This window comes from Neobacillus cucumis (assembly GCF_023715505.1).
Map to the genome: position 1 here is coordinate 1 of NZ_JAMBOH010000194.1, position 210 is coordinate 210.

General features: G+C 51.4%; 1 rRNA gene. It reads right to left on the reverse strand.

The annotated features are described in order from the left end of the window. A 23S ribosomal RNA gene (locus tag M3226_RS33045) occupies nucleotides 1–210 on the reverse strand; the annotation flags it as partial.

Sequence of the window (210 nt, forward strand, 5' to 3'; positions counted from 1 at the left end):
CACCCTAAAAAGCACCCCTTCTCCCGAAGTTACGGGGTCATTTTGCCGAGTTCCTTAACGAGAGTTCTCTCGCTCACCTTAGGATTCTCTCCTCGCCTACCTGTGTCGGTTTGCGGTACGGGCACCTAATATCATCGCTAGAGGCTTTTCTTGGCAGTGTGGAATCAGGAACTTCGGTACTATATTTCCCTCGCTGTCACAGCTCAGCCT